The organism is Pseudomonas sp. MWU13-2105 (assembly GCF_023242315.1).
GTDB lineage: Bacteria > Pseudomonadota > Gammaproteobacteria > Pseudomonadales > Pseudomonadaceae > Aquipseudomonas.
In genome coordinates, this window is sequence record NZ_JALLIY010000007.1 from 15,315 (window position 1) to 40,265 (window position 24,951).

24 protein-coding genes and 1 riboswitch are annotated in these 24,951 nt (G+C 63.5%); of the genes, 18 read left to right on the forward strand and 6 right to left on the reverse strand.

Features of this window, described 5'->3' with window-relative positions; translation table 11 throughout:
- The first annotated feature begins 221 nt into the window (after positions 1-221).
- Positions 222-758, forward strand: a complete 537-nt coding sequence (locus M5B96_RS11550; RefSeq protein ID WP_248796833.1) for a C40 family peptidase — start codon at positions 222-224, stop codon at positions 756-758.
- Positions 759-782: 24 nt separating this feature from the next.
- Positions 783-1,445: a class I SAM-dependent methyltransferase gene (locus tag M5B96_RS11555; RefSeq protein WP_248796834.1), complete on the forward strand. Its 663-nt coding sequence runs from the start codon at positions 783-785 to the stop codon at positions 1,443-1,445.
- Between the two features lie 8 nt (positions 1,446-1,453).
- On the opposite strand, the gene M5B96_RS11560 is transcribed toward M5B96_RS11555, so the two are convergent.
- Positions 1,454-2,032 carry a hypothetical protein gene (locus M5B96_RS11560; RefSeq protein WP_248796835.1) on the reverse strand — a complete coding sequence of 193 codons (579 nt, stop codon included), beginning with the start codon at positions 2,030-2,032 and terminating at the stop codon, positions 1,454-1,456.
- Positions 2,033-2,211: 179 nt separating this feature from the next.
- Positions 2,212-2,433, forward strand: a riboswitch (cobalamin riboswitch).
- A gap of 82 nt (positions 2,434-2,515) precedes the next feature.
- Here M5B96_RS11560 and cobO point away from each other — a divergent pair.
- From cobO to M5B96_RS32525, 13 genes are all read left to right on the forward strand, one after another.
- Complete coding sequence (cobO, locus tag M5B96_RS11565) at positions 2,516-3,127, forward strand: cob(I)yrinic acid a,c-diamide adenosyltransferase (protein WP_248796836.1); 612 nt, start codon at positions 2,516-2,518, stop codon at positions 3,125-3,127.
- Positions 3,124-4,482, forward strand: a complete 1,359-nt coding sequence (locus M5B96_RS11570) for a cobyrinate a,c-diamide synthase (RefSeq protein ID WP_248796837.1) — start codon at positions 3,124-3,126, stop codon at positions 4,480-4,482. Before cobO ends, M5B96_RS11570 begins: the two co-directional genes overlap by 4 nt.
- Positions 4,479-5,129, forward strand: coding sequence for a 5,6-dimethylbenzimidazole synthase (bluB, locus tag M5B96_RS11575; protein ID WP_248796838.1), 651 nt, complete (start codon positions 4,479-4,481; stop codon positions 5,127-5,129). The genes M5B96_RS11570 and bluB overlap by 4 nt, the downstream gene beginning before the upstream one ends.
- Positions 5,126-6,034, forward strand: coding sequence for an adenosylcobinamide-phosphate synthase CbiB (cbiB, locus tag M5B96_RS11580; RefSeq protein ID WP_248796839.1), 909 nt, complete (start codon positions 5,126-5,128; stop codon positions 6,032-6,034). Before bluB ends, cbiB begins: the two co-directional genes overlap by 4 nt.
- Positions 6,027-7,019, forward strand: a complete 993-nt coding sequence (gene cobD / locus M5B96_RS11585) for a threonine-phosphate decarboxylase CobD (protein WP_248796840.1) — start codon at positions 6,027-6,029, stop codon at positions 7,017-7,019. Before cbiB ends, cobD begins: the two co-directional genes overlap by 8 nt.
- The gene (locus M5B96_RS11590; RefSeq protein ID WP_248796841.1) at positions 7,016-8,482 is read left to right on the forward strand and encodes a cobyric acid synthase; all 1,467 of its coding nucleotides are present in this window, start codon (positions 7,016-7,018) and stop codon (positions 8,480-8,482) included. The genes cobD and M5B96_RS11590 overlap by 4 nt, the downstream gene beginning before the upstream one ends.
- 1 nt (position 8,483) lies before the next feature.
- Positions 8,484-9,005: a bifunctional adenosylcobinamide kinase/adenosylcobinamide-phosphate guanylyltransferase gene (gene cobU, locus M5B96_RS11595; protein WP_248796842.1), complete on the forward strand. Its 522-nt coding sequence runs from the start codon at positions 8,484-8,486 to the stop codon at positions 9,003-9,005.
- Complete coding sequence (gene cobT / locus M5B96_RS11600) at positions 9,002-10,057, forward strand: nicotinate-nucleotide--dimethylbenzimidazole phosphoribosyltransferase (RefSeq protein WP_248796843.1); 1,056 nt, start codon at positions 9,002-9,004, stop codon at positions 10,055-10,057. Before cobU ends, cobT begins: the two co-directional genes overlap by 4 nt.
- Positions 10,054-10,629, forward strand: a complete 576-nt coding sequence (cobC, locus tag M5B96_RS11605; RefSeq protein WP_248796844.1) for an alpha-ribazole phosphatase family protein — start codon at positions 10,054-10,056, stop codon at positions 10,627-10,629. Before cobT ends, cobC begins: the two co-directional genes overlap by 4 nt.
- Positions 10,626-11,363, forward strand: coding sequence for an adenosylcobinamide-GDP ribazoletransferase (locus M5B96_RS11610; protein ID WP_318654834.1), 738 nt, complete (start codon positions 10,626-10,628; stop codon positions 11,361-11,363). The genes cobC and M5B96_RS11610 overlap by 4 nt, the downstream gene beginning before the upstream one ends.
- A gap of 191 nt (positions 11,364-11,554) precedes the next feature.
- Entirely contained in the window at positions 11,555-11,968 is a 414-nt protein-coding gene (locus M5B96_RS11615) for a MarR family winged helix-turn-helix transcriptional regulator (protein ID WP_248796845.1), read from the forward strand.
- 61 nt (positions 11,969-12,029) lie between these two features.
- The gene (locus M5B96_RS11620) at positions 12,030-13,229 is read left to right on the forward strand and encodes an MFS transporter (protein WP_248797071.1); all 1,200 of its coding nucleotides are present in this window, start codon (positions 12,030-12,032) and stop codon (positions 13,227-13,229) included.
- Positions 13,226-13,348: a hypothetical protein gene (locus M5B96_RS32525; RefSeq protein WP_263859534.1), complete on the forward strand. Its 123-nt coding sequence runs from the start codon at positions 13,226-13,228 to the stop codon at positions 13,346-13,348. The genes M5B96_RS11620 and M5B96_RS32525 overlap by 4 nt, the downstream gene beginning before the upstream one ends.
- 75 nt (positions 13,349-13,423) lie before the next feature.
- Here M5B96_RS32525 and M5B96_RS11625 read toward each other — a convergent pair whose 3' ends face one another.
- From M5B96_RS11625 to M5B96_RS11635, 3 genes are all read right to left on the reverse strand, one after another.
- Positions 13,424-14,701: an OmpP1/FadL family transporter gene (locus tag M5B96_RS11625; RefSeq protein ID WP_248796846.1), complete on the reverse strand. Its 1,278-nt coding sequence runs from the start codon at positions 14,699-14,701 to the stop codon at positions 13,424-13,426.
- Between the two features lie 144 nt (positions 14,702-14,845).
- Positions 14,846-15,328, reverse strand: coding sequence for a hypothetical protein (locus tag M5B96_RS11630; protein ID WP_248796847.1), 483 nt, complete (start codon positions 15,326-15,328; stop codon positions 14,846-14,848).
- Positions 15,329-15,617: 289 nt separating this feature from the next.
- Positions 15,618-15,842: a hypothetical protein gene (locus M5B96_RS11635; protein ID WP_007898912.1), complete on the reverse strand. Its 225-nt coding sequence runs from the start codon at positions 15,840-15,842 to the stop codon at positions 15,618-15,620.
- Between the two features lie 1,174 nt (positions 15,843-17,016).
- Between M5B96_RS11635 and rmuC the strand changes: the two genes are divergently transcribed.
- Positions 17,017-18,381 carry a DNA recombination protein RmuC gene (gene rmuC / locus M5B96_RS11640; protein ID WP_248797072.1) on the forward strand — a complete coding sequence of 455 codons (1,365 nt, stop codon included), beginning with the start codon at positions 17,017-17,019 and terminating at the stop codon, positions 18,379-18,381.
- A 195-nt stretch (positions 18,382-18,576) separates the two neighbouring features.
- On the opposite strand, the gene M5B96_RS11645 is transcribed toward rmuC, so the two are convergent.
- Complete coding sequence (locus tag M5B96_RS11645; protein WP_248796848.1) at positions 18,577-22,047, reverse strand: hybrid sensor histidine kinase/response regulator; 3,471 nt, start codon at positions 22,045-22,047, stop codon at positions 18,577-18,579.
- 125 nt (positions 22,048-22,172) lie between these two features.
- Positions 22,173-22,712 (reverse strand): TetR/AcrR family transcriptional regulator, encoded by a 540-nt coding sequence (locus M5B96_RS11650; RefSeq protein WP_248796849.1) that lies wholly within the window; start codon positions 22,710-22,712, stop codon positions 22,173-22,175.
- A gap of 100 nt (positions 22,713-22,812) precedes the next feature.
- On the opposite strand from M5B96_RS11650, the gene M5B96_RS11655 reads away from it, so the two are divergent.
- Together M5B96_RS11655 and M5B96_RS11660 are read left to right on the forward strand one after the other, a co-directional pair.
- Positions 22,813-24,009, forward strand: coding sequence for an MFS transporter (locus M5B96_RS11655; protein ID WP_248796850.1), 1,197 nt, complete (start codon positions 22,813-22,815; stop codon positions 24,007-24,009).
- 89 nt (positions 24,010-24,098) lie between these two features.
- The gene (locus M5B96_RS11660) at positions 24,099-24,878 is read left to right on the forward strand and encodes a hypothetical protein (RefSeq protein WP_248796851.1); all 780 of its coding nucleotides are present in this window, start codon (positions 24,099-24,101) and stop codon (positions 24,876-24,878) included.
- The last annotated feature ends 73 nt before the right edge of the window (positions 24,879-24,951 follow it).

A 24,951-nucleotide genomic window follows, 5' to 3' on the forward strand; every position in this document is an offset into this window, starting at 1 on the left:
TTTTCAGCGCCATTGGCCTCGCTAATGGCTAAATGCCAGTTTCTGATGCTCGGCAAGCTGTACAAAAAACGTCCAAAGTTAAAGTGATACTTGAAGTTTGGCGTATAGCCGCTAGAATCCTGACATATTGTTGAGTATCTGACCGCGCGAGCCTTGCTTGCGCGGTTTTGATTTCTCCACGCCACGGCAGAGAAAGCCGCATTCAGTCAGGATTTCTGCACATGTCGACCACGGCCCGTATTGCCTTGATAGCTTTCACCGCCTTGCTCGGTGCCTGTGCTGGCCATGCGCCGCCGCCGCCAGCTCCGGTGGCTCGCCCCATGGTCTTCGCCTCCCCGCAACCCTCCTCGCCAGAAGCTGAAGACGTGCTGTTCCGCGCCTTGGGCCTGGTCGGCACGCCTTATCGCTGGGGCGGCAACACACCAGATTCGGGTTTTGATTGCAGTGGCCTGATCAGCTATGTGTATCGCGACATGGCTGGCATCAACCTGCCGCGCTCGACTCGTGAGATGATTGTGATGCGCGCGCCGAACGTGCCGCAGAACGCCTTGCAGACCGGCGACCTGATCTTCTTCGCCACCAATGGCGGCTCCCAGGTCAGCCATGCCGGTATCTATGTCGGCGAAGGCCGTTTCGTCCATGCGCCGGCCACCGGCGGCACGGTGAAACTGGACAGCCTGTCCAAGACCTATTGGCAACACGCCTACTTGAACGCCAAGCGCGTGTTGCCGGCCGGGCACCTGGCGAGCAACCCTTAGTCAACGCATTCCCGCGAGGTTGTCATGACCGCTCGCACCCTCAAGCTTGACGATGCCCTTTACGGCTATCTGCTGGACGTTTCCCTGCGCGAAACGCCGCTGCTCAAGCGACTGCGTGACGAAACCCAGGCGCTGCCCATGGCGCGCTGGCAGGTGGCTCCGGAACAGGGCCAGTTCCTCGCGCTGCTGGTCAAGCTGAGCGGCGCCCGGCGTCTGCTCGAAGTCGGCACCTTCACCGGCTACAGCGCCTTGTGCATGGCTTCGGCCTTGCCGGAGGGCGGTAGCCTGTTGTGCTGCGACATTCCCGGGGACTACAACGCCACCGCGCTACGCTACTGGCGGGAAGCGGGGCTGGCCGAACGCATCGAGCTACGCTTGGCGCCGGCGCTGGAAACCCTGGCGCAGTTGGAGCGGCAAGGGCAGGGCGGGCAGTTCGACCTGATCTTCATCGATGCCGACAAGGCCAATTACCCGGCATACCTGGAAAGTGCCTTGCGCTTGCTGCGCACGGGCGGCCTGGCGATTTTCGATAACACGCTATGGAGCGGGCGGGTGCTGGAGGTGAATGCGCAAAGCGCCGACACCCGGGCCATCCAGGCGCTGAACCGGGCCTTGAAGGATGACGCGCGGGTGGATTTGTCACTGTTGCCGCTGGGCGACGGTCTGACGCTGTGCCGTAAGGTCTAGGTGTTCGCTCAGGCTTCCTTGAGCAGCAGGGCGATGCCGGGGTGATACTGGCCGGCTTCGTTGTGCAGCTTGCGATAGGCGTAGGGGAAGTACCAGGCCACGGCGCAGCTGTTGGCTTTTTGCAGGTCGTCGACCATGTCCTGCAGGTCTTCCGGGCTCGGGCTCTGTTGTGGTTTGAGCGGCGAGAGGAACAGGCAGCCGAGTTTCAGATGGTGGGGGTGGCTGATTCTCCTGGCATCGCTCGCGACGTCGAGCAAGGCCGGCATCGGGTTCAGGTTGCTGACCTTGGGCCAGCGTTGCGTGGCCTGGATATAGACCGACTCCTGGGCGGTGGAGATCTGTAGGTCGCAGCGTCCGCCGCGATCGCCGTCTTCGAGCTGCTTCTTGGTCTGGAAGTGCTCCAGGGTGACCATTTCCGCCGCCCAGGCCGCGGCCGACAACAACCCCAGGTTGGCCCGCTCGTTGAACCAGTAGGGCGCCTGACCGTCACCGAGAAGCTGGTTGTAGCGATCGATGCACTCGGACCAGCGCTCCAGGGCGGGACGCAGGAATTCCAGTTTCGGATTGTTGATGACCAGTCCTTGCATGGGGCTTCCCTTTTTTATTGTTGAGTGGGGTTGTGGCTATCTGATATCACCTTCCTCAACGTAGCACAAATTCTGGCGCCGGTTTTTTGATCTGGGTCGCAGTTGTTCCTGATCGTTACGGTGGCCTTGTGATTTTTATCGCGGCGGCTTTATTTGACGCTCCACCCCCAACCCTCTAACCTTCGCCGATTGTTTCAGGTGCTCTGTGGCGAACCGTCGACAGAGTGAAACAGGGAAGCCGGTGAGCCCTTCGACAGGTGCGATTCCGGCGCTGCCCCCGCAACGGTAGATGAGTCAAGACCGCGCCTTGAGCCACTGTGTCCAGCCGACATGGGAAGGCGCGCGGTCCCGCGAATACGCGCTCATGAGCCCGGAGACCGGCCTGATCCATCCCACAGCGTCACGGCGGGCGATGCTGGACGGCTCCGGCCGCGTTTTTCCCTGCCCCCCGTTTGCCTTATCCAGCCCCAACGGAGAGCTGCCATGAACGAATCCCCCGATCGCGACGAACGCCACCTGGCGCGCATGCTGCGCAAAAAAGCCGTGATCGACGAGCGTATCGCCAGTGCGCCGAACGAATGCGGCCTGCTGCTGGTCCTGACCGGCAATGGCAAAGGCAAGAGCAGCTCGGCTTTCGGCATGCTCGCCCGGGCCATGGGGCATGGCATGCAGTGCGGCGTGGTGCAATTTATCAAGGGCCGTAACAGCACTGGCGAAGAGCTGTTCTTCCGGCGGTTTCCCGAGCAGGTGCGCTTCCATGTGATGGGCGAGGGCTTTACCTGGGAGACCCAGGATCGCCAGCGCGATATCGCCGCCGCCGAAGCCGCCTGGGACGTCTCCCGGGAAATGCTCCGCGACCCGGGCATCGGCCTGGTGGTGCTCGATGAGCTGAATATCGCCCTCAAGCACGGTTACCTGGACCTCGATCAGGTCCTGAGCGACCTGCAAGCCCGTCCGCCGATGCAGCACGTGCTGGTCACCGGACGTGGCGCCAAGCCGGAAATGATCGAACTGGCCGACACCGTGACCGAAATGGGCCTGCTCAAGCATGCGTTCCAGGCCGGGATCAAGGCCCAGAAGGGCATCGAGCTATGAGGCTAGCGCGTCATTGCCCGGCGGTGCTGATCGCCGCGCCGGCTTCCGGCCAGGGCAAGACCACGGTGACGGCGGCCCTGGCGCGCCTGCACCGCAATCAGGGACGCAAGGTCCGGGTGTTCAAGTGCGGCCCGGATTTTCTCGACCCGATGATTCATGAGCGTGCCAGCGGTGCGCCGGTCTATCAGTTGGATTTGTGGATGGTCGGCGCCGAGGAAAGTCGCCGGCTGCTCTGGGAGGCGGCCGGCGAGGCCGACCTGATCCTGATCGAAGGGGTCATGGGGCTGTTCGACGGCACGCCGTCGAGCGCCGATCTGGCCCGGCATTTCGGTGTGCCGGTGCTCGGCGTCATCGACGGTACGGCCATGGCCCAGACCTTTGGCGCCCTGGCCCTGGGGCTGGCGCGCTACCAGCCGGACCTGCCGTTTGCCGGGGTGCTGGCCAACCGCGTCGGCACCCTGCGCCACGCGCAATTGCTCGAAGGCAGCCTGACCGAAGGCCTGCGCTGGTATGGCGCGCTCTCCCGGGAAACCGGGATCGAGCTGCCGAGCCGTCATCTCGGCCTGGTGCAGGCCAGCGAATTGAACGACTTGGACAAGCGCCTGGACGCGGCCGCCGAGGCCCTGGCCGGCAGCTGCGAGGTCGTCTTGCCGCCGCCGGTGGCCTTTGAGGCGCCCGCGCCGGTGACCACCGAGCCGCTGCTGGCCGGCGTGCGTATCGCTGTCGCCCGTGACGAGGCCTTTGCCTTCATCTATGGCGCCAACCTGGACCTGCTGCGGGCCATGGGCGCCGAGTTGCGCTTTTTCTCGCCGATCCACGATCAGCTCTTGCCCGAGGCGGACAGTCTTTACCTGCCCGGTGGTTATCCGGAGTTGCATCACCTGGCCCTGGGGCAGAACGCCCCGATGCTGGCGGCGATCCGTGCCCATCATCAGGCCGGCAAGCCCTTGCTCGCCGAATGCGGCGGAATGCTCTATCTGCTCGATGCGCTGACCGATGTCGAAGGGCAACGCGCCGAGCTGCTCGGCCTGCTGGCGGGGGAGGCGACGATGCAGAAGCGCCTGGCGGCCCTGGCCTTGCAGGGGGTGGAATTGCCGGAAGGGCTGTTGCGCGGTCACACCTATCACCATTCGCTGACCACCACGGCACTGGAGCCGATTGCCCGGGGCCTGAGCCCCAATGGCGGGCGCGGTGCCGAAGCGGTGTATCGCCAGGGGCGGCTGACCGCCTCTTATGTGCATTTTTATTTTCCGTCAAATCCGCGGGCGATTGCCGCGTTGCTGGCACCTGATATTCACCTTGCCAAGGTCGGCGCACTCTCGGAGCGCGCGGACTTACCCGCGCGGAGGCCATGACCGACAACGCTTTTAGTCCTGAAGAACGCGCGGCGGTCTACCGTGTCATCGGTGAACGCCGCGATATGCGTCACTTTACCGGTGGCAGCGTGGCGCCCGAGTTGCTCTCGCGCTTGCTGGAAGCGGCGCATCAGGCACCCAGTGTCGGGCTGATGCAGCCCTGGCGCTTTATTCGCATCAGCGACCGCGTCTTGCGCGGCCGGATCCAGCAGTTGGTGGAAGAAGAACGGATACGCACCGCCGAGGCCCTGGGCGAGCGTTCCGATGAGTTCATGAAGTTGAAGGTCGAAGGCATCAACGACTGTGCCGAGGTGCTGGTCGCCGCGCTGATGGATGATCGCGAGCGATATATCTTCGGTCGGCGGACCTTGCCGGAAATGGATATGGCGTCCTTGTCCTGCGCTATCCAGAATCTCTGGCTGGCCGCTCGTGCCGAAGGCCTGGGCATGGGCTGGGTCTCGTTGTTCGAGCCGCTGGCACTGGCGCAACTGCTCGGTCTGCCGGCGGGGGCCAAGCCGCTGGCGGTGCTGTGCCTGGGGCCGGTCCAGGGATTTTATCCAGCCCCTATGCTGGTGCTGGAAGGTTGGGCGCAGCCGCGCCCCTTGTGTGAATTGCTGTATGAGAATTATTGGGGAGTGAGTCAATGAGTGTGGCGTTGTTGAGTGTCGCCGGAGTTGCGCTGGATGCGCTGCTGGGCGAACCCAAACGCTGGCATCCGCTGGTGGCGTTCGGCCGTCTGGCGGACCGTATCGAACAACGTTTCAACTCCGGCGGGCGTGGCTGGCGCAGTCATGGCGTCACCGCCTGGGTGCTCGCGGTGCTGCCGTTGACCCTCTTGGCCACGGCCTTGTCGTGGGCGCCTTATGTCGGCTGGCTGGTCGAGATCGTCGCGCTGTATTGCGCCCTCGGCCTGCGCAGCCTCGGGGAGCACGTTCTCCCGGTGGCCCAGGCCTTGCGCAGCGACGACCTGGATCGCGCGCGCCAGCGCGTGAGCTATCTGGTCAGTCGCCAGACCACGGAGCTCGATCACACCGAAGTGGCCCGCGCGGCCACCGAGTCGGTCCTGGAAAATGGCAGCGATGCGGTGTTCGCCGCGTTGTTCTGGTTTGTCGTGGCCGGTGCGCCCGGCGTGGTGTTGTATCGCCTGAGCAACACCCTGGACGCCATGTGGGGGTATCGCAACGAACGTTTCGAGCGTTTTGGCTGGGCGGCGGCGCGGATCGACGATGTCTTGAACTATATTCCTGCACGCCTGGTGGCGCTGACCTACGCCTTGCTCGGCAAGACCGGCCTGGCAGTGCAATGTTGGCGCCGCCAGGGACCGACCTGGGACAGCCCGAATGCCGGGCCGGTGATGGCGGCCGGTGCCGGGGCGCTGGGCGTCGAGTTGGGCGGCGCGGCGATTTATCACGGTGAATTGCATCAGCGTCCGCCGTTGGGCGAAGGGGAGCCGGCGACCGCCGGTTCCATCGAGCGCGGCTGGCAGTTGGTGCAACGGGGTGTGTGGTTGTGGTTGCTGATTCTCTGTCTGGGAGCTGAGATCTATGCTTGAGCACGGCGGGCGCCTGCGCAAGGCGGTGCAACATTACGGGATTGCCGAGGCCGATTGGCTGGACCTGTCCAGTGGCCTCGCGCCCTGGCCCTGGCCGATCCCGGCGATCCCCGAGCGTGCCTGGGCGCGCCTGCCGGAAACCGATGACGGCCTGGAGCAGGCCGCCTGCAGCTATTACGGCGCCCCCCAGGTGTTGCCGGTGCCCGGCTCCCAGGCGGCGATCCAGTTGCTGCCGCGCCTGCGGCGTTCGGGCAAGGTCGGTGTGCTGTCGCCTTGTTACGCCGAGCACGCCGAAGCCTGGCGGCGCAACGGCTACATCGTGCGCGAAGTACTGGAGCACGAAGTCGAGTTTTTTCTCGACAGCCTCGATGTGCTGGTGGTGGTCAACCCGAACAATCCCACCGGCCTGAGCCTGGCCCCGGAGCAGTTGCTGGAATGGCATGCGCGCCTGGCCCAGCGCGGTGGCTGGCTGGTGGTGGATGAAGCCTTCATGGATAACACGCCGCAGCGCAGCCTGGCGGTCCACAGTGATCAGGTCGGGTTGATTGTCCTGCGTTCGTTCGGCAAGTTCTTTGGCCTGGCCGGTGTGCGCCTGGGTTTTGTCCTGGCCGAAGGCAAGTTGCTCAAGCTGCTCGCCGAACAGGTCGGGCCCTGGGCAGTCAGCGGGCCGACGCGGGTCCTGGGGCAGGTCTGCCTCGCCGACAGCGCCGGCCATGAGCGCCAGCGGGTGCGCAGTGAACAGGCCAGCCAGCGCCTGGTGGCGTTGTTGACGCGTTTCGATCTGGCACCCCAGGGCGGTTGCGCGCTGTTCCAGTGGCTGGTGACTTCGCGGGCCGAGGCGCTGTATGAGTTCATGGCGCGCCGAGGCATTCTGCTGCGACTGTTCACCCAGAACAGCAGCCTGCGGTTCGGCCTGCCCGCCAATGAAGCGGATTGGCTGCGGCTGGAGCAAGCGTTGCTGGCCTTTGCCGGGGAGCCGGCATGACCACCCTGATGGTGCAGGGCACCACCTCCGATGCCGGCAAAAGTACCCTGGTGACCGCATTGTGCCGCTGGCTGACCCGCCAGGGCGTACAGGTGGTGCCGTTCAAACCGCAGAACATGGCGCTCAACAGCGCGGTGACCGCCGACGGCGGCGAGATCGGCCGGGCCCAGGCGGTCCAGGCCCAGGCGGCGGGCCTGGCGCCGCACACCGATATGAACCCGGTATTGCTCAAGCCCAACAGCGACACCGGTGCCCAGGTGATCATCCATGGCCGTGCCGTGACCAGCATGAACGCCGTGGCCTATCACGACTACAAAAGCATCGCCATGCAGGCCGTGCTGGCCTCGCACCAGCGTCTGAGCGCCGCTTATCCGGTGGTGATGGTCGAGGGTGCGGGGTCGCCGGCGGAGATCAATCTGCGTGCCGGGGATATCGCCAACATGGGCTTTGCCGAGGCGGTGGACTGCCCGGTGCTGTTGATTGCCGATATCAATCGCGGAGGGGTATTCGCCCATCTGGTGGGCACCCTCGAGCTGTTGTCGGCCAGTGAGCAGGCGCGGGTCAAGGGTTTTATCATCAACCGTTTTCGCGGCGATCTCGCGCTGTTGCAGCCCGGCCTGGATTGGCTGGAGCAGCGCACCGGCAAACCGGTGATCGGCGTGCTGCCCTATGTGCTGGACTTGCACCTGGAGGCCGAGGACGGTCTCGATCAACGCCAGGCCGACAAGGCCGACCAGGTGCTGAGGGTGGTGGTGCCGGTACTGCCACGGATCAGCAACCACACCGATTTCGATCCGTTGCGCCTGCATCCGCAGGTCGACTTGCAATTTATCGGTCCCGGCCAGGCCATTCCGCCCTCGGACCTGATTATCCTGCCCGGCTCCAAGAGCGTGCGCAGCGACCTGGCTTATCTGCGCGAGCAAGGCTGGGATACGGCGCTCAGCCGTCACCTGCGCTATGGCGGCAAGGTGCTGGGGATCTGCGGCGGCCTGCAGATGCTCGGCGAGCAGGTGCATGATCCCTTGGGCCTGGAAGGGGCTCCGGGTTCCAGCGGCGGATTTGGCCTGCTGGCCTTGAGCACCGAGCTTGAGCAGGAAAAACAACTGCGCAATGTGCATGGCCGCCTGGCACTGGAAGACGCTGAGGTCAGCGGTTATGAGATCCATGCGGGAGTGACCGTCGGCACGGCGCTGGAGCAACCGCTGGTGCATCTGGCCGACGGTCGTTGCGACGGCGCTCGAAGTGCCGACGGACAGGTGCTCGGGACTTACCTGCACGGGTTGTTCGAGTCGCCCCGGGCGTGCACTGCGCTGCTGCGCTGGGCCGGTTTGGCGCAGGTACAGGAGGTGGATTATCACGCCCTGCGCGAGCGCGATATCGAGCGCCTGGCCGACCTGGTGGAAAAACATCTGGATACCGACCGCTTGCGCCAACTTTGCGGTCTTGAACAAAGGGCGTCCTAGCATGTTGCAACTGATCCTCGGTGGTGCCCGTTCCGGCAAGAGTCGCCTGGCTGAACGCCTGGCGGCGCAAAGCATGCTGCCGGTGACCTATATCGCCACCAGCCAGCCGCAGGACGGCGAGTTGAACGAGCGGGTCGCCCTGCATCGCCAACGGCGTCCGGCCCATTGGCAGTTGATCGAAGAACCGCTGGAACTGGCGCGTGTGCTGCGTGAGAACGCGGCGGTCGATGCCTGTCTGTTGGTCGATTGCCTGACCCTGTGGTTGACCAATCTACTCATGCTCGACGACGCCGAGCGTTTGAAGAACGAGCGCGAAGCCCTGTTACTGAGCCTCGCGCAGTTGCCGGGAGAGATCATTTTTGTCAGCAACGAAACCGGCCTGGGTATCGTCCCGCTGGGCGAATTGACTCGCCGTTATGTCGATGAAGCCGGTTGGCTGCATCAAGCTCTGGCCGAGCGTTGTCAGCGTGTGGTGCTGACGGTCGCCGGCTTGCCCCTGACTTTGAAAGGAACTGCGTTATGAGTGAATCGTGGTGGCTGAACCCGTGCAAGGCGATTGATCTACCGGCACAGGACGCGGCGTTCGAGCGTCAGCAACAATTGACCAAACCCAGCGGCTCCCTGGGCCAGCTGGAGCAGGTCGCGGTGCAACTGGCGGGTTTGCAGGGCCGCCTCAAGCCGCGGGTCGATACATTATGGATCGCGATTTTTGCCGGTGACCATGGCGTGGTGGCCGAAGGCGTATCGGCTTATCCGCAGGAAGTGACCGGGCAGATGCTCGCCAATTTCGTTGGCGGCGGCGCGGCGATCAGCGTGTTGGCACGGCAGTTGGGCGCGCAGCTGGATATCAACGACCTCGGTACCGTGACGCCGATGCTCAACCTGCCGGGTGTGCGGCATCTGCAGATCGGTGCCGGCACCGCGAACTTCGCCCAGGGCCCGGCCATGAGCGAAGCCCAGGGCCGGTTGGCGCTGGAAGCCGGACGTGACAGCGTACGGCGCGCGGTGGCGGCGGGCGCTGAATTGTTTATCGGCGGCGAAATGGGCATCGGCAACACGGCTTCGGCCAGTGCCGTGGCCTGTGCGCTGCTGAAATGCCCGGCGGCGTTGTTGGCCGGCCCCGGCACCGGCCTCGACCCGGCCGGCGTCAGCCACAAGGCGCAGGTCATCGAGCGGGCGCTGGCGCTGCATGCCGAACACACCGACGATCCGTTGCAGGCCTTGTTCCGCCTGGGCGGCTTCGAGATCGCGGCGCTGGCCGGGGCCTATGTGGCCTGTGCCCAGGAAGGCGTGGCGGCGCTGGTCGACGGTTTTATCTGCACCGTCGCGGCGATGGTCGCGGTGCGCTTGAATCCCGAGTGCCGGCAGTGGTTGATCTTCGCCCACCGCGGCGCCGAACGCGGCCATCGGCATGTCCTGGAAAGCTTGCTGGCCGAACCTTTGCTCGATCTGGGCCTGCGCCTGGGCGAGGGTAGCGGCGCGGCACTGGCGGTGCCCTTGGTGCGCCTGGCCTGCGACCTGCACGGGCAGATGGCGACCTTTGCCGAGGCGGCCGTGGCGGATCGCCCGGCATGACCTTGCGCCTGGACCTGCTGCGTCATGGTGAAACCGAGCTGGGTGGCGGCTTGCGCGGCAGCCTGGACGATGCCTTGACGCCCAAGGGCTGGGAACAGATGCATGCCGGTGTGGCGCGGCAAGGGCCTTGGGATCGCTTGATCAGTTCGCCGTTGCAGCGCTGTGCGCGGTTTGCCGAACAGCTGGGTGCGGGTCTGGGGCTTCCGGTCGAGATCGAGCGTGACCTGCGCGAGTTGCATTTCGGGGCCTGGGAAGGACAGAGCGCGGCAGCGTTGATGGAGACGGACGCCGATGACCTGGGCCGGTTCTGGTCCGATCCCTATGCCTTCACACCGCCTGATGGCGAGCCGGTGCGGCAGTTCGCCGAGCGGGTGCTGGCGGCGGTATCGCGCTTGCGGCAGCGCTATGCCGGCCAGCGCGTGCTGTTGATCAGTCATGGCGGGGTGATGAAGGTTTTGCTGGCCCAGGCTCGTGGGTTGCCGCGTGAGCAGTTGTTGCAGGTCGAGGTGGCCCATGGCGCCTTGTTCGCCCTGCGGGTGGCGGTCGACGGTGGGCTGAGGGAGGCGCCGTGAAGTGTTTGCCGTTCTGGATCGCCTTGCAGTTTCTCAGCAGCCTGCCGATTCGCTTGCCGGGCATGCCGGAACCTCGGCAAATGGGCCGGTCGCTGCTCTGCTATCCGCTGGTGGGGTTGTTGTTCGGCGTGGTGCTTTATGCGCTCGATTGGGCGTTGGCGGGCGCGCCGCCGTTGCTCCATGCCGCCTTGCTGTTGACGGCCTGGGTGCTGCTCAGTGGCGGCCTGCACCTGGACGGCCTGGCCGACAGCGCGGATGCCTGGCTGGGCGGCTTCGGCGACCGCGAGCGGACCTTGCTGATCATGAAGGATCCGCGCAGCGGACCGATTGCCGTGGTTACGCTGGTGCTGGTGCTGTTGTTGAAGTTCTGTGCCGTGCTGGCGTTGATCGAGCAGCGGCAGACGCTGGCATTGTTGTTCGTGCCGCTGATCGGCCGTAGTGCCTTGCTCGGGTTGTTCCTGACCACGCCCTACGTGCGTGCCGGTGGCTTGGGACAGGCATTGGCCGATCATCTGCCACGGCGGGCCGGCTGGTATGTGTTGCTGGCGAGCGCGCTGTTTTGTGGACTGCTGGCCGGGCTCAAGGGCGCCGGGGCGGTATTGCTGGCGCTGCTGGGCTTCTGCTGGTTGCGGCAACTGATGCTGCGGCGCTTGGGCGGCACCACCGGCGATACGGCGGGGGCGTTGCTGGAACTGCTGGAGATGGCGGTGTTGGTGGGATGGGCATTGGTCTGAGGGGAGCTTCGACGATCTTGCGCATGTCATCGCTGGCAAGCCAGCTCCTACACGACCTGCGTCGGTTACCACATTTGCCACACCGCCACCCACCTGTGGGAGCCTGGCTTGCCGGCGATGACGTCAGCCGCCACACCACTGATCTATCGTTCAAACTTGTTTTCACTGTGTTACGGGTATATACACACACCATGTTATCGACCGATTGCTTATGCATCAGCCTGCGTCGCGCCGCTCGTGGCGTCAGCAGGCATTACGACGGCGCTCTCGACGGCTTCGGGATCAACGTCGCCCAGTATTCTCTGTTGTGTAATCTCAAGCGTCTCGACCAGCCGAGCATTTCCAGCCTGGCCGAAGCCATGGGCCTGGATCGCAGTACCCTCGGGCGTAACCTGCGGGTGCTGGAGTGTGATGGCCTGGTGGCCCTGACCGAGGGCGCCGACCAGCGTAACCGCCTGGTCCGGCTCACCGACGCCGGGGCCGAGCGACTGGTGGCCGCCGAGCCTGCCTGGGAAGCCTCGCAGCAGCGTCTGGTGGAGCGTCTCGGGGAAGAAAAGCGCGCGACCCTGCTGGCCTTGCTGGAAGAGTTGGCAAGCGGCGAGTAATCGCCGTTTTATTTGAATAAAGCGGGTATATACCCGTTAATGGAGCATAACAATGACATCGATGTGGCGTGCCAGTGGCTGGATTTTGCTCGGGAGCGCGCTGATTCTCGCGCTGTCCCTTGGGATACGGCACGGTTTCGGGCTGTTCCTGCCGCCCATGAGCGCGCAGTTCGGCTGGGGCCGCGAGGTGTTCGCCTTTGCCATCGCCTTGCAGAACCTGATCTGGGGGCTGGCCCAGCCTTTCACCGGGGCCCTGGCCGATCGTTTCGGTGCGGCGAAAGTGGTGGTGATCGGTGGCGTGCTCTACGCCGTCGGACTGTTCTGCATGGGCTTGTCCGACTCCGCCCTGAGCCTGTCCCTGAGTGCCGGCCTGCTGATCGGTATCGGCCTGTCGGGGACCTCGTTCTCGGTGATCCTCGGTGTGGTCGGGCGCGCTGTGCCGCCGGAGAAGCGCAGCATGGCCATGGGCATCGCCAGTGCCGCCGGGTCTTTCGGTCAGTTCGCCATGCTGCCGGGGACCCTGGGGTTGATCGGCTGGCTCGGCTGGTCGACGGCGTTGCTGGTGTTGGGCGTGCTGGTGGCGCTGATCGTGCCGTTGGTGGGCCTGCTCAAGGACAAGCCGCTGCCCAAGTTCGAGGGCGAGCAGACCCTGTCCGAGGCGCTGCGCGAGGCCTGTTCCCATTCCGGCTTCTGGTTGCTGGCGTTCGGTTTTTTTGTCTGCGGTTTCCAGGTGGTATTCATCGGCGTGCACCTGCCGGCCTACCTGGTCGACCAGCATCTGCCGGCCACCGTCGGCACCACGGTGCTGGCGCTGATCGGCCTGTTCAATATCTTCGGCACCTACACCGCCGGCTGGCTCGGCGGCAGGATGTCCAAGCCACGCCTGTTGACTGCCCTGTACCTGGCGCGGGCGGTGGTGATCGTGGTGTTTCTCTGGGTGCCGGTCACGCAATTCAGCGCCTACCTGTTCGGCATGGCGATGGGGTTTCTCTGGCTGTCGACGGTGCCCCTGACCAACGGCACCGTGGCGACCCTGTTCGGCGTGCGCAATCTCTCCATGCTCGGTGGGATCGTGTTTCTCTTCCACCAGTTGGGGGCTTTCCTTGGCGGTTGGCTGGGTGGAGTGGTGTATGACCATACCGGCAGCTACGACTTGATCTGGCAGGTCTCGATCCTTCTGAGCCTGCTCGCTGCGGCTTTGAACTGGCCGGTGCGTGAGCGGCCCGTGGCGCGGTTGCAGGCGCAGGCAGGCCTGGCATGAGTGGCTTCTGGTCGCGGCTGCTGGCCCTGGCGCTGATCGCCTTGCTGCTGGCGTTGTCCTGGTGGGGCTGGCACCAGGGCGGGTTGGCGTTGATGCAGTTGGGCATGGGCGCTTGCTAGGGGCAATAAAAAACCCGCATCAGACGATGCGGGTTTTTTCTATCCAGCTAACGAGCGGTTCAGCTTCGTCGTGAATCAGAACTTGTACGTAGCGCCCAGGCCATAGCCCCATGCGCTGTTTTCGTACTTGGCGTTGTAGCTGGCTAGCGCGTTGGACTTACTCACGTTGATGTCCTCTTCCTTGAGATAGGAAATGGCGCCGTCGATGGTCAGATTTTCGTTAACGGCATAACCGGCACCGAAGCTGATGATCGTACGGTCACCGGTAGGAATACGCGGCGAACGGTCCGTGTTGTTGGTTGGCGACTGGTCGAAGGTCAGGCCGGTGCGCAGAACCCACTGTTTGCTCAACTGGTAGGAAGTACCCACGGCATACGCCCAGGTGTCGTGCCAGTTTTGTGGTTCGGTGATGGTGCCGAAAAGCGACGGGGAAGCAACACCGCCCGCAGCCGCTGTCACTCCTTCGTTATTGACCGTAATGTCCTTCAGGCGGCTCCAGCGAGTCCAGGTGGTACCCGCATAGAGTTTCCAGGCGTCCGACATGTCCTGGGTGACCGACAGGTCATAGGATTCCGGTGTCGCGATTTTCAACGAAGCGTTATAGCGATTGCTGTTGACGATGCCTGTAAGCGCGGTAGGCGCGGTGATCTGCGTGTGCCCCTCTAAATCGTAATTTACCTTCGAGTGATAGGTCAGGCCTACACGCGTGGTATCGGTGGCCTGGACCAGCACGCCGAGGTTGAAGCCCAGGGCAGTGTCGTCTCCCTTGAGCTTGACGTTGACGTCCGAAACCAGAGGGTTAAGCGTCAGATCCGATTGCAGTTCACCGGAAATGCGGTTGATGGTCGGGCCGAAACCAACCGATACCTTGTCGTTAAAGGCATAGCTGATGGTTGGCTGGAAGGTCACGACCTTGACTTCGCTCTTGCTGCCGAAGGCGCGGCCCTGGAAGTTGGCGCCGTAGTTGGTGACCAGCCCGAAGGGGGCGTAGGCACCAAAGCCGATCGACCATTGATCGTTGAGCTGGTTGGTATAGAACAGCATCGGCACTGTGGTGAACGGAACCATGTCGCCGTCGTTCTGGCCCCGTGAGCGACCACTGACGTCCTTGATATCGGTTGAAGCATCGATGGAGGCAGCGCCAACGGTGATTTGTTGGCCCTTGAGGCGGGACATACCGGCAGGGTTACCGTAGATAGTGCTTGGATCGTCGGCAGAAGAAGATCGACCTGCGAAACCGGTCCCCATCCCGCTGATGCTCTGTTCGTTGAGGGCAAAGCCACTCGCGAACAACTGGGTGGATGCCAGAGCAACGGCGAGGCTGAGTGTGGTCTTGAGCATTACTTTTTTCATTATTAGAACTCCGTGGTGATCACCGTGGCGAAAACTACCAACATTTTCGCTTCGGCGCTATAGGCTGAATTACCGGAGATAGAGCGGTTTTGTAGGACAATCCGACCAAAATCGGTGGGTTTTTCCAGAAACTCGGTATTGGCTCTAACAGGCGATCGGAGTGACCGATGAGTCACAACTGCGCCAGGCGCGAGTGAAGTCCCTTAAACGTCCTTGTGGCTGGAAAGTCTGTCGCCAGATCCGCGCCATACCGAGCAGATCGTCGATGGCGGGCAGGTGTGGGTGGTGTTCTTCCACCAGCAGCCAGGCGATGGCGGTGGAATAACGCAAATTCACCGCGAGTTCGAGATTCGGGCTGCTTAAAAAAGCGTGCTGGCTGGCCAGGCCGCGAACCAGGCTGGCCAATTCCGGGTCCGGGGCCAGGTAGCGGTCCCATAGCGCGGCATGGCGGCCCTCGTCGATGCAGTACAGGCCGTGGCCGCGACGGTCGTGCAGGGCCGAGCCGAGGTCCGACTGGCTGGCGGCGATGCCCAGCAGCAGCGCTTCGGCGCTCAGGCTGTGGCGACCCAGGTACAGCAGGGTCGGACGAATCACATAAAGGCGCAGTTCCCTGGCGGCGATACCCATGACACCCTCGATGCTCCTGCCGTGATCGGCGATTTCTTATTGGTCGGCGTGGCCTGGCCCCAGGTAGCGGTGGAGGCGTTCAGGCCCGCCGGAAGCGGCCCGGGCCGCTTGAGTTGAAGTGTAGTGTCATATCTTTGCTGTAAAGGTCTGTTTTTAAAATATTTAGGCCATGAGCACCCGGCTTATATATTTATTCGTACTTAGTCATACAGCCAAAATCGCGAAACTTCAGGCAATAAAAAGCCCGGCAACCAAGGCCGGGCTTTTGGGTTACAGCTTGTTTCGAACTTCAGGCAACCAGGGCTTGGCGCGTGCGTTCGATGACCGCCTGCAGCGGTTCGGCGCTGGAATACTGGTCCGGATACAAGCGTTCGCTGTGACGAGCGATACCGTGTTCGTTGACCAGCGTGAAGCTGAAGCAGCCTTTGCGAGCGGCCATGATCAGGCAGTTCATCGGTGCGAAGGCGTTGGTCAGGGTGCGAATGGCGTCCTGGGTATGGATTTGAGTCGACATAATTATTAGGTGTTCCTGCAAATGACACGGAATCTGATCCGTGCAACGTTAAAACGTTCCAGTAGCGTCGAACCATTATGGATCGGACGAAGAACCTGACTGGAACAAAGCCGCCAGTTGAAGCGCATGAAAGTGAGTGGCGCTTGGGCTGGCAGGTAGGTACTTAGGAGGGCAGGCAATCACAACAAGGGCTAAGGTTCTGGGCCCGGGGTGAAGATCCTGATCAATCATGCAGGTTGGTTCGGTCAGAGTAATCAGTTTCGGCAGCCGCCTTTCATAAGGCTGTGCTGGAGAAGATCTACCTGGAAACCATCGAGGGGCCGATCCCTTTTTCGAGCGACTGATCCATTTTGGAGAGTGCTTGTGCGGGAGTGTTCGACCAGAATTGACTTTCAGCTTGGTACTAACGGTGCGGATACTATCGCATTGAAACGGATAAGGGAAGTATGTTAGCAAAAAATGTTGTTCAAGCCGCTGCCTGGGCGCCGAGGCACGATCCCGCTGGTGGAAGGCCGCACGAAAGAGGGCGACGTACCGGCGCCAGAGGCGGCGCTGGAGAGCGGAAGGCCGGGGCTGTGCAAAAAAGGTGCGTCGATATAACCGTTATCGCACTACTTGTGCACAATCGGGCCAGGGCTTGTCACCTGACTGTCATCTGCGCAATCTGTCCCTCGAATGCCTGTATCGCAAATACAAGTCAATGAAAAATATCGTCTTTTTTTATTGGTGAAAAAATCGACAGTTTGACTGCGAGCCCCATTCCATGCGGCTTTGCGAGGGTTGGGAAGGGGTTGTCCACTGAGTTATCCACAGCTTCTGTGGATTGTCCCAAGCGCTTGCTCTAGCACGGGCATGCCGGGTTTTTTCGGCTTTACCCGTACGAAAAACAGCGTAGAGTGGCGCGCCCTGCGATCTGGCGCGCAGTGCTACATGAAATTTCGCTTGGACTCCTTGCCCCTGTCCAGGGCCTATACGATTTCTCCCCGGGCCGAACTGTCCATCGCCGACCACGTTCGTTACCCTTGATTCTTTACAATTCGTTGGCACCTTGGGAGTCCTTATGGCGTTGGATCTGACCAGTCTCTTGCTCGGTTTGGCGGGGGCGGCGCTGCCGTTGCTGGTGCTGGCCTGGCAGTTGCAGCGCCGGGCGAGTGCCGCCCAGGCCGAATGGGCGCTGCTGGACGAGCGTTTGAGCAGTGCCCGCCTGGCGGCGGAGGGGCTCGGCGCGCAGTTGGATGCCTGTCGTGACGAGGTCAGCGACCTGAGCCAGGCCAATACGCTCAAGCAGGCGGAACTGGCGGCGTTGCGCCGGGAAGTCGAGCTGCTGCAGATCGAGCGTGACAACGCCCGTGACGCCGCCCATGCCTGGAACCTCGAACGCGCCCAGAAAGAGGCCGAGCTGCGCCGCCTGGATGCCCAGGCGGCGTCGTTGAGCGCCGAGCTGCGCGAGCAGCAGGACAGCCATCAGCAGCGCCTGGACGACCTGCAAGGCTCGCGCGATGAGCTGCGCGCGCAGTTTGCCGAACTGGCTGGAAAGATCTTCGACGAGCGCGAGGCGCGTTTTGCCGAAAACAGCCAGCAACGCCTCGGACAATTGCTCGACCCGTTGAAGGAGCGCATCCAGTCCTTTGAAAAGCGTGTGGAAGAGAGTTATCAACAGGAAGCTCGCGAGCGTTTCTCCCTGGGCAAGGAACTGGAGCGCCTGCAACAGCTGAACCTGCGCCTGAGCGATGAGGCGACCAACCTGACCCGCGCGCTCAAGGGGCAGAAGACCCAGGGTAACTGGGGCGAATTGATTCTCGAACGGGTGCTTGAGCATGCCGGGCTGGAAAAGGGTCGTGAGTACCAGACCCAGGTCAGCCTGAAAGGGCCGGACGGCGAGCGTTTCCAGCCGGATGTGCTGATCCTGTTGCCGGGTGACAAGCAGGTGGTGGTGGACTCCAAGGTCAGCCTGACCGCCTATCAGCAATACGTCGGCGCCGACGACGAGGTGATCGGCCAGGCGGCGCTCAAGCAGCATGTGCTGTCGCTGCGCAATCATGTGAAGGGCCTGGCCGGCAAGGACTACAAGCGTCTCGAAGGCTTGCACAGCCTGGATTTCGTCTTGCTCTTCGTGCCCATCGAAGCGGCGTTTTCGGCGGCCTTGCAGGCTGAGCCGAACCTGTTCCAGGAAGCTTTCGACCGCAATATCGTGATTGTCAGCCCGACCACCTTGCTTGCTACCTTGCGGGTGATCGACAGCCTCTGGAAACAGGAACGGCAGAGCCAGAACGCCCGGGAAATCGCCGAGCGCGCCGGTTGGCTGTATGACAAGTTCGTGTTGTTCATCCAGGACCTGGATGAGGTCGGCAGTCGCCTCCAGCAACTGGACAAGGCCTACGCCGCCGCCCGCAACAAGTTGACGGACGGACGTGGCAACCTGGTCAGCCGCAGCGAACAGCTCAAGTTGTTGGGCGCGCGGGCGAGCAAGAGCCTGCCGGCGGAGTTGCTGGAGCGGGCGATGACCGATGAAAATGGTGTGGTCGAGTTGCCGGAGTAATGGTTCTTCAAGCCCGAGCCCAGACTTGTGGCGAGCGGGCTTGCCCGCGTTGGGCTGCAAAGCAGCCCTGAAATCAGCGACTTCATTGTGTCAGGCAGAACGCAATCACAGGTTTTACGACTGCTTCACAGTCGAGCGCGGCGGTGCGGCGTCCCGACAATCCCGCTCGCCACAAGTGAGTCCCGGTGCGTACCTTCAGAGGGGCAGATGCCGACTCAACAACGCCCGCAACGCCGCCGGCTTCACCGGCTTGGCCAGGTACTCCAACCCCGCCCCATGCACCTGTGCGACGGTTTCCGGGCGCAGGTCGGCGCTGATCACCACGCCGGGCAGCGGTTCCGCCAGGCGCGTGCGCATCCAGGTCATCAATCCGGTACCGGTCTCGCCGTCGTCCAGGTGATAGTCCACCAGCGCCAGTTGCGGACGCAGGCCGCCATCGAGCAAGGCCGCGCACTCCTCGCGATTGCGCGCGGTCGAAACCCGGCAGCCCCAACGGGTCAGCAGGCTGTGCATGCCGATCAGGATGCTGTCTTCGTTATCCACGCATAATACCTGCGCCCCGCTCAATGCATGGCCGTTGACGGGCGCGGCCTTGCCGGCCGCACTCGCCGGATGACTGGCAATCGGCACGCTGACGCTGAACACACTGCCGTGCCCCGGCCAGGAACGCACTTGCAGGTGATGGCCGAGCACCCGGCAGAGCCCGTCGGCAATCGCCAGGCCCAGCCCCAGGCCTTTTTCGGCGCGGGTCTGGTGGCTGTCGAGGCGTTTGAATTCCTCGAAAATCACCTGGCGCTTGTCCTCGGGAATACCCGGGCCGCGGTCCCAGACCTCCAGCGACAGCTGCCCGCCCTGGCGCCGCACGCCGAGCAGGACCGGCCCCTTGGCGTAGCGGAAGGCATTGGTCAGGAAGTTCTGCAGGATCCGCCGCAACAGCTTGATATCGCTGTTCACCGGCAAGCGGCTGCCACGCACCCGGAAGCTCATGCCTTGCTCCTGGGCCAGGGCCTTGAATTCCGCGCCGAGGGTGTCGAACAGTTCGTTGAGGACAAAGGGTTGCGGATTGGGTGTGATCTTGCCGTTCTCCAGGCGCGAGATATCCAGCAGGTCGCTGATCAGGTCTTCGGCCGAGCGCAGCGAGCTGTCCAGGTGCTGGACCAGTTGCTTGGCTTCCTGGGACAGGCTGTCGTCCTGATGGGAAAGTGCGGCGGAGAACAGCCGGGCGGCGTTCAGCGGCTGCATCAGGTCGTGGCTGACCGCCGCGAGGAAGCGGGTCTTGGATTGGTTGGCCGCTTCCGCCGTGCCCTTGGCCTCGGTCAGCGCCAGGTTCAGTTGCGACAGTTCGTGGGTTCGTTCGGCGACGCGCCGTTCCAGGCCCTCGTTGGCTTCGGTGAGGGCCTGTTCGGCCTCGCGGAACGCGGTGATGTCGGTGAAACTCATGACAAAACCGCCACCGGGCATCGGGTTGCCGATCAGCTCGATCACCCGGCCGTTGGGGAACAGTCGTTCCGAGGTATGCGCGCGGCCCTGGCGCATCCAGTGCAGGCGCCGAGCGACATGCACTTCGGCCTCGCCGGGGCCGCACAGGCCGCGTTCGGCGTTGTAACGGATGATATCGGCAATCGGCCGACCGACGCTGATCAGGCCGTCCGGGTAGTTGAACAGCTCCAGGTAACGTCGGTTCCAGGCCACCAGTTTCAGTGACTGGTCGACCACGCTGATGCCTTGGGTGATGTTTTCGATGGCGCCTTGCAGCAAGGCACGGTTGAACTGGAGTACTTCGGAGGCTTCGTCGGCGATCTTGACGACATCTTCGAGCTGCATTTCGCGCCCTTCGATGGCGGCCTTTACCACCGCGCGGGTCGAGGAGGCGCCGAGGACCCCGGCCAGCAGGCGTTCGGTGTGGGCGATCCAGTCGCTGTCGGCGTTCTGGTTCGGGTTGAAACCCTTGCCCTGGCGGTAGGCGAAACGGATAAAACTCTGGCGCGCGCGTTCCTCGCCGACAAAGCGCGCGGCGAGGCTCAGCAGGTCCTCGATCTGCACCGCCAGCATCGAGCGGGCACTGGGGCGGGCGTGGAGTTCCTGGCCGATGAAGCGCCCGGCCTGCCAGTGCTCGGAGACTCGCGTGCGCGACAGCACCGAGACCCAGGCGAACAGGGTGAAGTTGCCCGCCAGCGACAGCACCACGCCTTGGGTCAGGGGGCTGATCGGCAGGTTCAACGGGTTGCCGTGGAGCCAGGCCAAGCCGGGGAAGCTGCTCAGCGACCAGCCCAGGCTGCGGGCGGCGATCGGCAGGATCAGGGTATAGAACCAGAGGAACGTGCCCCCGGCGATACCGGCAAACACCCCGCGCCGGTTGGCCTGTTTCCAGTACAGCGCGCCGAGCATGGCCGGCGCCAGTTGGGTCACGGCGGCGAAGGCGATCTGGCCGATGGTCGCCAGGCTCGCGGTCGAGCCCAGCAGCCGGTAGCTGACGTAGGCCAGCAGCAGAATGGCGACGATGCTGATCCGGCGTACCGAGAGCATCCAGTGGCGGAACGCTTCGAACGGCCGCTCGGAGTTCTGTCGCCGCAGCAGCCAGGGCAGCAGCATGTCGTTGGAGACCATGGTCGACAGTGCGACGCTGGCGACAATCACCATGCCGGTGGCCGCCGAGGCACCGCCGATAAAGGCCAGCAAGGCCAGCGCCGGATGGGCCTGGGCCAGCGGCAGGCTGATGACGTAGGAATCGCGCAACACATCGGTGGGCAGCATCATGCGCCCGGCCAGGGCAATCGGCACCACGAACAAGGCCGCGAGGATCAGGTAGGCGGGGAACACCCACTTGGCCAGGCGCAGGTCCTGGGGCTCGATGTTCTCCACCACGGTGACATGGAACTGCCGGGGCAGGCAGATGATCGCCATCATCGCCACGCCGGTCTGTACCACCATGGACGGCCAGTTGACCGTTTCCTCCCAGTATTCGGCCAGCAGCGCCGAGGTCCGGGCCTGGTTGAACAGATCATCGAAGCCGTCATACAGGCCGTAGGTGACGAAGGCGCCGACGGCGAGAAAGGCAAACAGCTTGACCAGGGCCTCGAAGGCGATTGCCAGCACCATGCCGCGATGGTGTTCGGTGGCGTCGAGGTTACGGGTGCCGAAGACGATGGTGAACAGCGCCAGGATCAGCGAGACGATCAGTGCCGTGTCCTGGGCCCGCACTCCCATGGCGTCGGCTCCGGCGCCGATCAACAGGTTGACGCCGAGGACTATGCCCTTCAGTTGCAGGGCGATATACGGCAACACGCCGACCATGCAGATCAATGCCACCACCACCGCCAGGGACTGCGACTTGCCATAGCGGGCGGCGATGAAGTCGGCGATGGAAGTGATGTTTTCCTGTTTGCTGATCAGCACCATCTTTTGCAGGACCCAGGGCGCGAATACCAGCAACAGCACGGGGCCCAGGTAGATCGGCAGGAAGGCCCAGAGCTGGTCGGCGGCCTGGCCGACCGCGCCGAAGAAGGTCCAGCTGGTGCAATAGACTGCCAGCGACAGGCTGTACACCCAGGCGCGCATACGCGGCGGCAGGGCCGCACTGCGACGGTCGCCATAAAAGGCGATGGCGAACATGATGGCCATATAGGCCAGGGCGACGGCGGCGATCAGCCCGCTGGACAGCGACATGGAAACTCCCGGCAAAAGACATCCCCCAGGGCGGTCCAGCCCTCGGCGCTACAGTCTCGCACGATGGCCGGGCGGCGTCAGTGTCGACCAAGGTCGCAGCGTGGTGGAGTGTCGCGGCTGGCTGTTCAGCCGTGCAGGGCGAGCTCTATCTGCCGGTGCAAGGCCTCGACACTCAACGGCTTTTCCGCGAACAGCACCCGGAACACCGTCGGCGCGACGATCAGGTCGAGCAGGCGCTCGACGCTGGGCGGCGTTGCCTGCGGGTAACGATCCAGAATGGTCTGTAACTGCCCGCCGAGAATGGTCGTGCAATAGCCGGTGCTGGGGCGGCATTGCACGTCACGCATCATCTGTCGGCCCGGTTCCGAGCTGATCTCATCCAGATACTGCTCGGCCCAGGCTTGCAGGTCGCCGCGCAGGCTGCCGGTATTGGCCGGCTCGGCGTCCGGGCGCATGCGCGCAAAGGCCACATCCGCCAATAGCGCCGCCAGGTCGCCCCAGCGCCGATAGATGGTCGAAGGCGTGACGCCGGCCCGTGTCGCGATCTGCGGGACCGTCAGGCTCGCGCGCTCCTGCTCCTCGAGAAGCGCGCGGACCGCTTGATGAATCGATTCCTGCACCCGCGCACTGCGGCCACCCGGACGTACACTTTCTTTGATCGCCATGTCAAAACCTTAACACAAAGAATTTGCTTTAAGAGAAAGCCCGTAGCACACTTCGCAAAAGCAATGTCTTAGCTTTTGTGCCTTGCCGTGGAGTGTGCCCATGTCCAATAGCGTCGAAACACCCGTTTCCAACCGCGCCAGCCTGGTGTTCCTGTCGCTCGGCTTGCTGACCTTCCTGGCCGCCTCCAGCGCACCGACGCCCTTGTACCACCTGTATCAGGAAACCCTGCAGTTTTCCGCGGCGACCCTGACGCTGATCTTCGGAGTGTATGCCCTGAGTCTGCTGGCGGCGCTGCTGACGGTCGGTTCGTTGTCCGACCATCTGGGCCGCCGGCCGGTGATCTTTGCGGCATTGTTGCTGGATATCGGTGCGATGTGGCTGTTCATCTCGGCCGACAGCGCCGCAGGGTTGATCGCCGCACGGGCACTGCAAGGGTTTGCCACCGGCATGGCTACCAGCGTACTGGGTGCGTCCCTGCTGGACAACGACAACCGCAAGGGGCCGTTGATCAACAGTATTGCACCGTTGCTGGGGATGGCTTGCGGTGGCCTCGGCTCCGGTTTACTGGTGGAGTTCGCGCCACATCCGATGCAGTTGGTGTACTGGATGCTGTTCGGCCTGCTGGTCGTGCAGGCGGCCGTTGTCTGGCGCCTGCCGGAAACGGTCAGTGCACAGCCGGGCGCGCTGGCGTCGTTGCGCCCGACCCTGCATGTGCCAGCACAAGCGCGCAAGGCCCTGTGGATAGCCTTGCCGGTGGACGTCGCGGTCTGGGCCATGGGCGGTTTCTACTTGTCACTCGCGCCTTCGCTGGTACGCGCCGCGACCGGCTCGACCTCCAATCTGATCGGTGGCGTGCTGGTGGCGGTGCTGACCCTCAGCGGCGCGTTGGCGATTTTCAGCCTGCGCAATCGTCCGGCGCAAAAGACCCTGCGCCTGGGGGCGGTACTGCTGGCCATAGGTGTCAGCCTGATTTTGCTGGCGGCGCACAGTGGCAGTCTCCCTCTGTTCTTATTCGCCACCTTGGTGGCGGGCAGCGGCTTCGGTTCGGGCTTCCTCGGCGCGTTGCGCAGTGTGGTACCGCTGGCCTTGCCGCATGAGCGGGCAGGATTGATGTCGGCCTTTTATGCGCTGAGCTACCTGGCGTTCTGCCTGCCGGCATTGCTGGCGGGCAACCTGTGCCGCCGTTTCGGCCTGATCGCCACGACCGACGGCTACGGCGTGATGTTGATCGGGCTGTCCCTGGGGGCCTTGCTGATGTTGCTGTGGCGTCGTCCGGCGCGGGACCTGTTGGCCTGAGCGTGTCGGCCAACTGATCGGTTATTGCAAGATCAACGACGGGGCGTTGGTCAGACTGGGGTCCTTTACCGGAATGACCACGGCGCGCCATGACCACTCCCACACGCTCCGGCCTTCGGGCGCCCTTGCCGGCGTCCACGCAGTTGGCCTTGAGGCTCCAGTCCGCGGACCTGACGCAGATGCTCGGCCTGTTGCAGGAGGTGGCCTGGCAACCACTGTCCGCCCAGGCTCGATTGTTCCTGCAACCCGAGAGTCTGTTCGGCCTGCACCAATTGCTCGGTCATGTGTTGCCCTCGCGGCGGATGCGCCCCCAGGGCGCGGCGCCCATGGCCTTTGCCCTGCAGAGCCTGCGGCGGGCACTGTTGCACGAGCCCGAGCCGCGGCGTCGGGTCGAGCTGGCCCATGACTGCGTCGATGCATTGCTGCTCAAGACCCGGGGCGTATGGATTGGCAAGCGCATTGCCCAGTTGCATGGCCTGGAAGCCATGGATGTGGCGACCCAGGGGTTTATCGGACTGATCCAGGCCTGTGCGGCGATTCTCCGTGATCATGCCTTTGTCCGGGCGCGCCTGGGGATTGCTGCCGGTTGGTTCGGTGCGCACACCGGCGTCGCCGCGAGGCTGGGCAAGGTCGGCACCTATGGCTCCGGCGGGCATATCAACCGGGCACGGTTTGCGATTTTGCGCAGTGCGTTGGTGCGTGGCGATGAAATCAAGCGGCCAATATCGGGTATGGAGCCGGTGCTGGATGCCGCTTGGTTGCGCAGGGAGGCTCAACTGGATATGTATCGTATGGAGCAAGGGGCGGATGAACAGGGTCAATATGGGAGCGGAGCTTGTCGGATCGCCGCACCGCCGCGAAGCTTTTAGCGCTCTTGCGGGCCTCTTCGCAAGCAAGCTCTGCTCGCACAAGGGCGATTGCGAGTTGATGGTCGGCATTGCT

Coding starts and splice junctions, on each gene's coding strand:
- M5B96_RS11645 (WP_248796848.1), bottom strand. CDS start 22,047: ATGTCGCTGTCCAGCGGGCTGATCGCCGCCGTCGCCCTGGCCTATATG.
- cobT (WP_248796843.1), top strand. CDS start 9,002: ATGAGTGAATCGTGGTGGCTGAACCCGTGCAAGGCGATTGATCTACCG.
- M5B96_RS11560 (WP_248796835.1), bottom strand. CDS start 2,032: ATGCAAGGACTGGTCATCAACAATCCGAAACTGGAATTCCTGCGTCCC.
- M5B96_RS11550 (WP_248796833.1), top strand. CDS start 222: ATGTCGACCACGGCCCGTATTGCCTTGATAGCTTTCACCGCCTTGCTC.
- bluB (WP_248796838.1), top strand. CDS start 4,479: ATGACCGACAACGCTTTTAGTCCTGAAGAACGCGCGGCGGTCTACCGT.
- M5B96_RS11615 (WP_248796845.1), top strand. CDS start 11,555: ATGTTATCGACCGATTGCTTATGCATCAGCCTGCGTCGCGCCGCTCGT.
- cobO (WP_248796836.1), top strand. CDS start 2,516: ATGAACGAATCCCCCGATCGCGACGAACGCCACCTGGCGCGCATGCTG.
- M5B96_RS11620 (WP_248797071.1), top strand. CDS start 12,030: ATGTGGCGTGCCAGTGGCTGGATTTTGCTCGGGAGCGCGCTGATTCTC.
- M5B96_RS11570 (WP_248796837.1), top strand. CDS start 3,124: ATGAGGCTAGCGCGTCATTGCCCGGCGGTGCTGATCGCCGCGCCGGCT.
- cobD (WP_248796840.1), top strand. CDS start 6,027: ATGCTTGAGCACGGCGGGCGCCTGCGCAAGGCGGTGCAACATTACGGG.
- cobU (WP_248796842.1), top strand. CDS start 8,484: ATGTTGCAACTGATCCTCGGTGGTGCCCGTTCCGGCAAGAGTCGCCTG.
- M5B96_RS11650 (WP_248796849.1), bottom strand. CDS start 22,712: ATGGCGATCAAAGAAAGTGTACGTCCGGGTGGCCGCAGTGCGCGGGTG.
- cobC (WP_248796844.1), top strand. CDS start 10,054: ATGACCTTGCGCCTGGACCTGCTGCGTCATGGTGAAACCGAGCTGGGT.
- M5B96_RS32525 (WP_263859534.1), top strand. CDS start 13,226: ATGAGTGGCTTCTGGTCGCGGCTGCTGGCCCTGGCGCTGATCGCCTTG.
- M5B96_RS11635 (WP_007898912.1), bottom strand. CDS start 15,842: ATGTCGACTCAAATCCATACCCAGGACGCCATTCGCACCCTGACCAAC.
- M5B96_RS11655 (WP_248796850.1), top strand. CDS start 22,813: ATGTCCAATAGCGTCGAAACACCCGTTTCCAACCGCGCCAGCCTGGTG.
- M5B96_RS11660 (WP_248796851.1), top strand. CDS start 24,099: ATGACCACTCCCACACGCTCCGGCCTTCGGGCGCCCTTGCCGGCGTCC.
- M5B96_RS11555 (WP_248796834.1), top strand. CDS start 783: ATGACCGCTCGCACCCTCAAGCTTGACGATGCCCTTTACGGCTATCTG.
- M5B96_RS11630 (WP_248796847.1), bottom strand. CDS start 15,328: ATGGGTATCGCCGCCAGGGAACTGCGCCTTTATGTGATTCGTCCGACC.
- M5B96_RS11625 (WP_248796846.1), bottom strand. CDS start 14,701: ATGAAAAAAGTAATGCTCAAGACCACACTCAGCCTCGCCGTTGCTCTG.
- cbiB (WP_248796839.1), top strand. CDS start 5,126: ATGAGTGTGGCGTTGTTGAGTGTCGCCGGAGTTGCGCTGGATGCGCTG.
- M5B96_RS11590 (WP_248796841.1), top strand. CDS start 7,016: ATGACCACCCTGATGGTGCAGGGCACCACCTCCGATGCCGGCAAAAGT.